9 protein-coding genes are annotated in these 10216 nt (G+C 66.7%); 8 read left to right on the plus strand and 1 reads right to left on the minus strand.

The genetic code is table 11. The features are described from left to right. Positions 1 to 37 precede the first annotated feature (37 nt). The 7 genes from CKO23_RS10795 to CKO23_RS10825 all read left to right on the plus strand — a co-directional run bounded on the left by CKO23_RS10795 (position 38) and on the right by CKO23_RS10825 (position 8898). Positions 38 to 943, plus strand: a complete 906-nt coding sequence (locus CKO23_RS10795) for a hypothetical protein (protein WP_200330897.1) — start codon at positions 38 to 40, stop codon at positions 941 to 943. A 209-nt stretch (positions 944 to 1152) separates the two neighbouring features. Next, positions 1153 to 1488: a cysteine-rich small domain-containing protein gene (locus CKO23_RS10800; protein WP_200330899.1), complete on the plus strand. Its 336-nt coding sequence runs from the start codon at positions 1153 to 1155 to the stop codon at positions 1486 to 1488. A 177-nt stretch (positions 1489 to 1665) separates the two neighbouring features. Then, positions 1666 to 5421 (plus strand): methionine synthase, encoded by a 3756-nt coding sequence (metH, locus tag CKO23_RS10805; RefSeq protein ID WP_200330901.1) that lies wholly within the window; start codon positions 1666 to 1668, stop codon positions 5419 to 5421. Between the two features lie 70 nt (positions 5422 to 5491). Further along, positions 5492 to 6034 carry a bifunctional adenosylcobinamide kinase/adenosylcobinamide-phosphate guanylyltransferase gene (gene cobU / locus CKO23_RS10810; protein WP_242482353.1) on the plus strand — a complete coding sequence of 181 codons (543 nt, stop codon included), beginning with the start codon at positions 5492 to 5494 and terminating at the stop codon, positions 6032 to 6034. 179 nt (positions 6035 to 6213) lie between these two features. Continuing rightward, entirely contained in the window at positions 6214 to 7059 is an 846-nt protein-coding gene (locus CKO23_RS10815) for an ABC transporter substrate-binding protein (RefSeq protein ID WP_200330905.1), read from the plus strand. Continuing rightward, a complete protein-coding gene (locus CKO23_RS10820) occupies positions 7052 to 8095 on the plus strand; it encodes an iron ABC transporter permease (RefSeq protein WP_200330917.1) in 1044 nt (347 codons plus the stop codon). Before CKO23_RS10815 ends, CKO23_RS10820 begins: the two co-directional genes overlap by 8 nt. Continuing rightward, positions 8092 to 8898 carry an ATP-binding cassette domain-containing protein gene (locus tag CKO23_RS10825; RefSeq protein WP_200330907.1) on the plus strand — a complete coding sequence of 269 codons (807 nt, stop codon included), beginning with the start codon at positions 8092 to 8094 and terminating at the stop codon, positions 8896 to 8898. Before CKO23_RS10820 ends, CKO23_RS10825 begins: the two co-directional genes overlap by 4 nt. Here the strand turns inward: CKO23_RS10825 and CKO23_RS10830 are convergent. Further along, positions 8847 to 9311, minus strand: a complete 465-nt coding sequence (locus CKO23_RS10830; protein ID WP_200330909.1) for a cobalamin biosynthesis protein — start codon at positions 9309 to 9311, stop codon at positions 8847 to 8849. The genes CKO23_RS10825 and CKO23_RS10830 overlap by 52 nt on opposite strands. Before the next feature lie 162 nt (positions 9312 to 9473). Between CKO23_RS10830 and CKO23_RS10835 the strand changes: the two genes are divergently transcribed. Continuing rightward, on the plus strand, positions 9474 to 10216 hold a 743-nt coding region (locus CKO23_RS10835; protein ID WP_200330911.1), incomplete at its 3' end, for a nucleotide-binding protein.

The raw sequence follows: 10216 nt of genomic DNA on the forward strand, positions 1-10216 counted from the left end.
AGCTGTGCTCGACGGATGCTTCAGCCGGACGTTGCCGATGTCCCACGATCAGAATTTCAAAAACCTCATCCTCGACTACCCGCACGCCGCGCTCGCCTTTTTCGCCGCCGCCGAGGCGGCCGATCTCGGTGCCGGGGTGCGTGTCCTCCCGGTACGTCAGGAGCAGTTGCAGGAGCGTCTGGGCGAGCGCTTTCGCGAGCTCGACGTGCCCTTGCTGGTCGAGTGGCCGGACGGTCGCCGCGAGGCGGTGCTCTTCGTGCTCGAAGAGGAGAGCGACGCGCGGCGTTTCTCCATCCACCGTCTCGCCCACTATTGCCTGGACCTGGCCGAGCTGCTTCAGACCACGCGGGTCGTCCCGGTCGTGATCTTTCTGCGCGACGCCCGCCATGTTGCCGAGAGCCTGCGCCTCGGCGGCGATCGTCACGTCTATCTGGATTTCCAGTACCTGCGCTGCGCCCTCGCCGAACTGGCGTTCGAGGACTACCGCGACAGCGACAACCTGGTCGCCCGCCTGACGCTGCCGAGCATGCGCTACCCCGCCGCGCGCAAGGTCGAGGTCTATGCCCAGGCGGTGCGCGGGCTCACAGCTCTGGAATCCGATCCAGAGCGGCGCCTCAAGTACCTGGATTTCATCGACATCTATGCCGCTCTTGACGATCATGAGCGCCTAAAATACGAACAGGATTACCCCGACGAGGCACAGACCATGAGCCAGTTTGCCGAACGATTCCGCGAAGAGGGTATGCAACAGGGCATGCGGGAAGGTATGCAGCAGGGCCTGCAAGAGGGCGAGGCGCGGGTGTTGGAGCGCCAGCTGCGCCTGAAGTTCGGCGAGCTCTCGGACGAGGTCCGGCGCCGCATCGCGCACGCCGATGAGCAGACCTTGCTGACCTGGTCCGAGCGCATCCTGAGCGCCGATCGGCTCGAAGAGGTTTTGCGCTGACTGGTTTCGCACAGGGGCAGGTTGGCTGGAGGACCGATGTCTCGGGAAGCGTCGTGGTCTCGGTTGAGGATGGGTCGGGTACGCATCATGTAGCGATTTCCGGGGTTCGCCTCGCGATCCGTCCACGAGGAGGCTGAAGTGGCTCGCGTTCGTGGCGCCGCGCGGATTGCTCCTCGCCCAGTTCCCGATGCCAGGTACCCATACTCGCAATGCAACCCAAAGACACGACTAGCGATCAGGCCTACAAGGGCTTCACCAACGCGAGCTGCCCCTTCTACCCCTGTCACCAGGGGGTGAGGCGAGAATTCAACTGCCTTTTCTGCTATTGTCCGCTGATTGCCTACGCCTGTCCCGGACCCTATCGGGTCTATACCGACAAGCACGGACTCAGGCGCAAGGATTGCTCTAGCTGCCGTCTCCCTCACGATGGCTACAGCGCCTCCTGGGGCTTTATTCAGAAGTGGCTGGAACGGCCGCGGCTCTGGGACGGGCAGGAGCAGGTCGCGCCGTATTGCAATGCCGGACGCAAGCCCAAGGCCGATTGAGCCGGTCTCTATGCTTGCCGGGCAGGGGCTTGGGACGGCCCGCTCTCATCGCGAAAGATCCCTTGGTCGACTTTCCCTCACAAGCAGTCTCGAAGCGCGTCATCGATCGCTGGCCGGCCCCCCAGTGGTCCAGTGCCGCACGATTGCGTTGTCCAGATCCAGAATCCGCGAGCAGCCATGTCTGATTCAGTTTCCCTTCTCCATGGGCGTCTAGCCCGCTCCATTCTCATCCTCGACGGCGCCATGGGCACCATGATCCAGCGCCATGGACTGACGGAAGCCGACTACCGCGGCATGCGCTTCGCGGACTGGCCGAGCGACCTCAAGGGCAACAACGATCTGCTCGTCCTCACCAAGCCCGATGTCATCGCGGGCATCCATCGCCAGTACCTGGAGGCCGGCGCCGATATCCTCGAGACCAACAGCTTCAACGCGACCCGTGTCGCCATGGCCGACTACGGCATGGAGGAGCTGGCCTACGAGATCAACGTTGCCGCCGCCCGGCTGGCGCGCGAGGCCGCCGACGGCTTCAGCACGGACGCCAAGCCGCGCTTCGTCGCCGGTGTGCTCGGTCCCACGAATCGCACAGCATCGATCTCGCCGGACGTCAACGACCCCGGCAAGCGCAATGTCGACTTCGACACATTGGTCGCGGCCTATGCCGAGTCGACCCGCGGGCTGATTGAGGGCGGGGCGGACATCATCCTCATCGAGACCATCTTCGACACCCTGAACGCCAAGGCGGCGGTCTTTGCGGTCAAGAAGGTCTTCGACGAAGACGGTGTCGAGCGGCCCATCATGCTCTCCGGGACCATTACGGATCAGTCCGGGCGCACCCTGACCGGCCAGACGACCGAGTCCTTCTACAACTCGCTGCGGCACGCCGAGCCGCTGAGCATCGGCCTCAACTGCGCCCTTGGTCCATACGAGCTACGCGCTTACGTCGAGGAGCTGTCGCGCATCGGCGAGTGCCTGATTTCGGCGCATCCGAATGCGGGTCTGCCCAATGAGCTGGGCGGCTACGACCTTGGGCCGGAGCAGATGGCGGAGGAGGTCGCCGACTGGGCGCGTAACGGCTTCCTCAACATCATTGGCGGCTGCTGCGGCACCACGCCGGACCATATCCGCGCGATGGCGAAGGCGGTGGCCGGGATGGCGCCGCGCGCCAAGCCGAGCATCGCACCGGCCTGTCGCCTCTCGGGGCTGGAGCCGCTCAACATCACCGCCGAGTCCTTCTTCGTCAACGTCGGCGAGCGCACCAACGTCACCGGCTCGGCGCGCTTCAAGCGCCTGATCAAGGAGGACGACTACGACACGGCGCTCAGCGTCGCGCTGGAGCAGGTCGAGAACGGCGCCCAGGTGATCGACGTCAACATGGACGAGGGGCTGCTCGACGCGGTCGCCGCCATGGGCCGCTTCCTCAACCTGATCGCGGCGGAGCCCGATATCGCCAAGGTCCCGGTGATGATCGACTCCTCCAAGTGGGAGGTCATCGAGACCGGGCTCAAGTGCGTCCAGGGCAAGCCCATCGTTAACTCCATCTCGCTCAAGGAAGGCGAGGAGAAGTTCCTCCAGCAGGCGCGGCTGTGCCGGCGCTACGGCGCGGCGGTCATCGTCATGGCCTTCGACGAGGTGGGACAGGCCGATACCCAGGCGCGCAAGGTCGAGATCTGCACCCGCGCCTACCGCATCCTGACAGAGCAGGTCCGCTTCCCGGCCGAGGACATCATCTTCGACCCGAACATCTTCGCGGTCGCGACCGGCATCGAGGAGCACAACAACTACGCCGTCGACTTCATCGAGGCGACGCGCGAGATCAAGCGCACGCTGCCCCACGCCTTGATTTCCGGCGGCGTGTCCAACGTCTCCTTCTCCTTCCGCGGCAACAATCCGGTGCGCGAGGCGATCCACGCGGTCTTCCTCTACCACGCCATCAAGGCCGGCATGGACATGGGCATCGTCAACGCCGGCCAGCTCGCCATCGTCGACGATTTGCCGGAGGAGCTGCGCGAGGCGGTCGAGGATGTGATTCTCAACCGCCGCGACGACAGCACCGAGCGCATGCTCGAGATCGCCGACAAGTATCGGGGCGACGGCTCGGTGGAGGCACGCCCGGAGGAGCAGGAGTGGCGGAGCTGGCCGGTCGAGAAACGCCTCGCGCACTCCCTGGTCAAGGGCATCACCGATTACATCGACGAGGACACGGAAGAGGCGCGCCTGGCGCTCGGGCGTCCGCTGCTGGTCATCGAGGGGCCGCTGATGGCCGGCATGAACCATGTCGGCGACCTCTTCGGCGAGGGCAAGATGTTCCTGCCGCAGGTGGTTAAGTCGGCGCGCGTCATGAAGAAGGCGGTCGCCTATCTGTTTCCCTACCTGGAGGCGGAGAAGGCCGCCTCTGGCGATGCCGCCAAGAGCAACGGGCGCATCCTCATGGCAACGGTCAAGGGCGACGTGCACGATATCGGCAAGAACATCGTCGGCGTGGTCCTGCAGTGCAACAGCTACGAGGTGATCGACATCGGCGTCATGGTGGCGACCGAGACCATTCTGCAGCGCGCGCGGGAGGAGAAGGTCGACATCATCGGACTCTCCGGTCTCATCACCCCGTCGCTGGATGAGATGGTGCACGTCGCCAAGGAGATGGCGCGTCAAGGCGTGAATGTTCCCTTGCTAATCGGCGGCGCGACCACCTCCAAGGTCCACACCGCCATCAAGATCGCCCCGCAGCGCGAGGCCCCGGTCATCTACGTGCCCGATGCCTCGCGGGCGGTCGGCGTCGCCTCTAATCTGCTGAGCGACGAGCTGCGCGGACCCTATGTCGATTCGATCCGCGAGGAGTACGCCCGCGTTCGCACGGAGCGCGAGAGCAGGGGGGCGGTGCGCAAGTCCATGCCCATCGCGGCGGCGCGCGCCAACCGCGTGTCGGTCGACTGGGCGAGCTACATGCCGCCGCGACCGGCACTGCTCGATGCCGATTTCCGCGAATCCGCGCCTTGGACCCTCGAGCTTGAGCCGGTCGGCGGCGGCGTGATCGCCACGATCAGTGGCTTCCCGCTGGACGACCTGGTGCAGTACATCGACTGGCTACCCTTCTTCAATGCCTGGGAGCTGGCGCACAAACGCTTCCCGGACATCCTCGACGACGCGGTCATCGGCGAGGAGGCGCGCAAGCTCTACGCCGATGCGCAGTCCCTCCTGGAAACTCTCGTCCGCGAGCACTGGCTGGAGGCGCGCGCCGTGTTCGGCTTCTTCCCGGCCAATGCCGCGGGGGACGACGATATCGCGCTCTATGCCGAAGCATCGCGCGGTGAGCCGATGACCGTGCTCCACCACCTGCGTCAGCAGATGCCTCGCGATGCCGGACGCAATCAGCCCAATTTCTGTCTGTCCGACTTTATCGCGCCCGCTGGGCAGGATGACTGGATCGGCGCCTTCGCACTCACCGCCGGCGTGGGCATCGACGCCCACCTGGCGCGTTTTGAGGCTGATCACGACGACTACAACGCCATCATGCTCAAGGCCCTGGCCGACCGCTTGGCCGAGGCCTTCGCCGAACGCCTGCATCAGTTGGTGCGCACCCGTTACTGGGGGCATGCGGTGGACGAGGCGCTCAGCAATGAGGAGCTGATCGCGGAGAAGTACCAGGGCATTCGTCCCGCGCCCGGCTATGCGGCCTGCCCGGACCACACCGAGAAGGGCACGCTCTGGGAGTTGCTGGAGCCTGATCGGCGCATCGGGATCACCCTGACCGAAAACTTTGCCATGCTGCCGACGGCAGCGGTCTCCGGCTGGTACTTCTCGCATCCGCAGGCGCGCTACTTCGGTACCGGCAAGGTCCAGAAGGACCAGGTCGAGGACTATGCGGCGCGTAAGGGCATGACGGTCGCCGAGGCCGAGCGCTGGCTGGCGCCGGTGCTTGGGTACGATGACTGAATAAGGTGTCAGTTGGCAGTTGTCAGTTGTCAGGGGCGTTTGAGGCCTGCGGTCGATGAGTGAACGGCCCTTGCAGTCTGCGGTTGTTCTGGTGACGGGGCCGGCTCGCAGCGGGAAGAGCGAGTGGGCGGAGCGGCTGGCGTTTGAGTCGGGGCTGTCGGTTGTCTATGTGGCGACGGCCCGTGAGGACCGGGACGACGCGGATTGGATGGCGCGTATCGAGGCGCATCGCATGCGTCGTCCAGCGGATTGGCTGACGCGCTGCGTGCCGACGGAGCTGGAGCGCGAGATTCTCGCCCATGCCAGCCCGGAGCGTTGTCTGCTCGTCGATTCGCTCGGCACCTGGGTCGCCAATTTGCTCGAACTGGATGACGCTGCCTGGGCGGATCGGGTCGAGCGGCTGCGGCGCACGCTGGCTCAGAGTGCCGCGCTGGTCGTTCTGGTCGCGGAGGAGACCGGCTGGGGTGTGATTCCCGCCTATCCCATCGGTCGGCAGTTCCGGGATCGTCTGGGCAATCTCGTGCGGCGGCTCGGCCCAGAGTGCTCGACGACCTATCTGGTCACCGGCGGGCATGTGCTCGATCTCTCACGGCTTGGCACGCCTTTGGTTTGAAGTGAGTGTCTAGGGTGTTCCTTCATGCCTCTCGCGACATCGCTCTGGGGTGTCGCGGCTCGTCCGGCGCTCCGCGCCGCGAGACCGGAACGCCGATGCGGACCCTGAGCGCGGCTCGGCGCGGAGCGGTGCCACGAGGGGGCATCTCAGCGCTCTCGGCTGCCCGATGGTTGCCTCCGATGCTCGCAGTGCTGGCGCTCTGGAGCGCCTCGGCGCCGGCGGCGTCACCGCTCCCGACCCTCGTCAGCACCGACCTCTGCTCCGACCTGCTTCTACTCAGTCTGGCCGCGCCGGAGCAGATCCTCTCGCTCTCGCGTCAGAGTCGCAATCCTCAGGTCTCGCCGGTTGCCCAGGCCGCCAGCGCCTATCCGACGAACCGGGGCGGCGTCGAGGATCTGCTCTACCGCAAGCCGGAAATCGCCCTCGTCTACTTGGGCTGGACGGCTCGGCGTCATGCCGATCTGCTGGCGGGGCAGGGTACGCGCGTCATTTCTCTGCCTTATCCGCGCACCTGGTCGGACGCGCTTGCGTCGGCACGCCAGATCTCGATTGAGATCGGACGGGAAGCCCAGGGCGAGGCCAAGGCCGCCGATGCCGAGCAGCGCATGCGCAGGCTCGGCGCGCGTTCGCGGCCCTATCGGGTGCTCTATCTGCGGCCCAATGGCGGGACGGCGGGGAAGGGCACCTATGTGGACGATGTCCTGAGTCAGCTGGGATTGCGCAACCTGGCGACCGAGCAAGGTCTGTCCGGCTGGGGGCGCTACCCCCTGGAGCGGCTGGTGTCCGAGCCGCCGGACATCTTTCTGCTCGGCTACTTCGACCAGTCGCGCTCCCTGGCACGCTCGGCCTACGGGCGGCACCCCTTGTTCCGCGCCATTCTCGAACGTACACCCAGCATTCGCGTCCCGACCAATGCCTGGGGCTGCGGCGGCCTGGAGTTGGTCGAGGCGGCGGAGCAGATCGCCGCGCAGATCGATGGTCTGGCGTTGGGCGTGAACGCACAGCCGGCCAGGCATGATGACTGATCAGGTGGCAAGGACGCGCGCAGTCGGATCAGGCGCCTTCGCTCGGACCTCGCCGTTGCGGCTGAATCTGGTCCTGTTGCTGCTGCTCTTGGGACTCAGTGTCATCTCGCTGCGCTTCGGCGAGGCGCCGCTGTCGCTGTCCGAGGTCGTCGGTGGACTTCTCGGGACGGGGAGCGAGACGCACCAGCTCATCGTCCAGCAGATCCGTCTCCCCAGGGTTCTGCTGGCTTGGTTGATCGGTCTGTCGCTAGGCGCGTCCGGCGCCGCCTTGCAGGGGCTCTTGCGCAATCCGCTCGCCGAGCCGGGTTTGCTCGGCATCTCATCCAGTGCCGGACTCGGGGCCGTCCTGGCGCTCTATTTCGGTGTCACGGCCTTCAGTCTTTGGGCACTGCCCGCGGTCGCCATGCTGTTCGCCCTGCTAGCGACACTGCTGCTCTATGCCCTGACCCAGGCCGGCGCGAACAACCTCACCCTCATCCTGGCGGGTGTTGCCTTGTCATCGCTGGCGGGTGCCTTGACTTCGCTCGCCTTGAACCTGGCGCCCAATCCGGCGGACGTGCAGGACATCGTGCTCTGGCTGCTCGGCTCCATCAGCGACCGCAGCTTCGAGGAGGTGCGGCTCTGTCTGCCTTTCGTCCTCGCCGGACTTGCGCTGCTCCTGCTCTGCGCGCCGGCGCTGGACGTGCTCGCGCTCGGGGAGGCCGAGGCCAGCAGCCTGGGCATCGACTTGGCGCGGCTGCGTGGACTCATCATCGCGGGCTCTGCCCTTAGCGTGGGCGCGACCGTCGCCGTCAGTGGCGCCATCGGTTTCGTCGGGCTGGTGGTTCCGCATTTGCTGCGGCCCTTCGTGGCCTATCGCCCTGGACGACTGCTCTTGTCGAGCGCGCTGGGCGGCGCGGTGCTCGTTCTGGCCGCGGACATCGCACTGCGCTTGATCGGCACGCCGCGCGAGCTAATGCTCGGAGTGGTCACGGCCCTGGTCGGCGCCCCCTTCTTCCTCGGTCTGGTGCTGCGCTCGCGGAGGGACATGCTGTGAGCCTGCTGACTGTCTCCGGGCTGGAGGTGCGTCTCGCTGGCAAGATCCGGGTGCGGGATCTGTCGTTCGCGGTCGGCGAGGGCGAGTTTTTCGGCCTGATTGGCCCCAATGGCGCGGGCAAAAGCACCCTGGTCCGGGCCATTGCCCAACTGCTGCCCTACCGCGGGCAGATTCGGCTGGACGACCAGGATCTGTCGAGGCTCCCCGCGCAGGCACGGGCGCGCCAATTGGCCTATCTGAGTCAGGGGGACGCGGTGCAGTGGCCGATCTCGGTCCAGGATCTGGTCGCACTCGGGCGGCATCCCTATCGCGGCAGTTGGTGGCGCGGCGGTGGCGGGGCGCGCGCGGATGACCTGGCGGCGATCGATGACGCCCTGCGGGCGACCGACATCGAGCACCTACGTCAGCGCAAGGCGACCGAACTGTCGGGTGGCGAGCGGGCGCGGGCGCGGCTGGCGCGCGTGCTGGCGGTCCAAGCCCCGCTCATCCTCGCCGACGAGCCGGTGGCGGCGTTGGATCCCAGGCACCAGATCCAGGTCATGACGCTCCTGCGGGAGCATTGTCGGCGCGGCGGCAGTCTGATCCTGGTGCTGCATGACCTGACGCTGGCGAGCCGCTTCTGCGACCGCCTGCTGATGTTGCAATGCGGGGAGCCCGTTGCCCTGGGCACGCCGGGGGAGGTCCTGACCGGCGAGAATTTGCGCAGGGTCTATGGGATTCGTGCCGTGACCGGCACGCACGATCTGCAGGATTACGTTCTGCCCTGGGACTGCGAGCCCGGTGAGTCGGACTCCTCGCCCTGACTGGCGACGCGGATCGCGTCCTGTCGGCAGCGTGCGACGGCCAAGGTCATCCCCTTGCCGTCGGTACCCAGGTAACGACGCTTTTCGAGGAGCAGCTCATGGTTCCCGGCGGCCAGCAGCGCGGCGGCCTCCGCAACGCTGGGCGTGCTGACCTCGGCGGCGACACGCGCCGAGGGATTGGGCACACTGACGGCGGCCAGTTGCTCGGCGCCGTAGCATTGGAGCGGCCAGCCTTTGGCTTCGGCCAGGGCGAGCAGGGCGGGCTCGTCGGCCTTGCGCAGGTGGCTGGCGATGCAGCGCACCTCGACCGCGCCGAGTTCGGCGAGGATGGCGTCCAGCGCCGCCTCCAGTGTCGCGAGCGCCGTGCCGCGCTGGCAGCCGATGCCGATGGCGACAGGGATGGGCTCGGTCATGAGATCCTTTTCGGCACTTGGGCTCCGTGGCGCGGCGCGTTGCCGCGAGCGATGTCGCAAAAGATGTCGCGAGTGGCCTGAGCCGCGCGCTTCCGATCCGACGAATATTCCCCATTACAGACAGTCATGTTCGACAGCTTAATCGTGTCCGACAACTCAATCATGCCTTCACCGCCTGTCCGCCGCTGCCCGGCGCTTTTTCTGACCGCCTGCTCCTCGGGGCAGGGCAAGACCACCCTGGTCGCGGCGCTCGCGCGCTATCACCACCGCCTGGGTCGTCGGGTGCGGGTACTCAAGACAGGCCCGGATTTCCTGGATCCCATGATCCTGAGCCGGGCCAGCGGTGCCGAGGTCGACCCGCTCGATCTCTGGATGGTCGGCGAAGCCGAGTGCCGCCGCAAGCTCTATGAGGCGGCGGGCGAGGCCGATCTCATTCTGGTCGAGGGGGCGATGGGGCTGTTCGATGGGACCCCCTCGGGCGCGGATCTGGCCGAGACCTTCGGCCTTCCGGTCGCCGCCCTCATCGACGCCCGGGGCATGGGCCAGACCTTCGGTGCGATCGCGCTCGGCCTGGCGCGCTACCGTCCGGCACTGAGTTTCACCGGCGTGGTGGCGAATCAGGTGGCCAGCGCGCGTCATGCGGAGATGATCCGGGCGGGCATCCCGGCCTCCATTCCTTACCTCGGCGGCATCCCGCGCCTCGCGGAGGCGGCGCTGCCGAGCCGTCATCTCGGCTTGGTGCAGGCCGCCGAGGTGGCCGACCTCGAGTCGCGTCTAGACGCCGCCGCCGATCGCATCGCGCAGACCGCGCTGGCCGAGCTGCCGGAGCCCGTCGCCTTCCAGCCGCCTGCAGCGCAGCCGGCGCTTCCCCAATTGCTCTCTGGGCGCCGGATCGCAGTGGCGCG

The organism is Thiocystis violacea (genome assembly GCF_016583565.1).
Classification (GTDB): domain Bacteria; phylum Pseudomonadota; class Gammaproteobacteria; order Chromatiales; family Chromatiaceae; genus Thiorhodococcus; species Thiorhodococcus violaceus_A.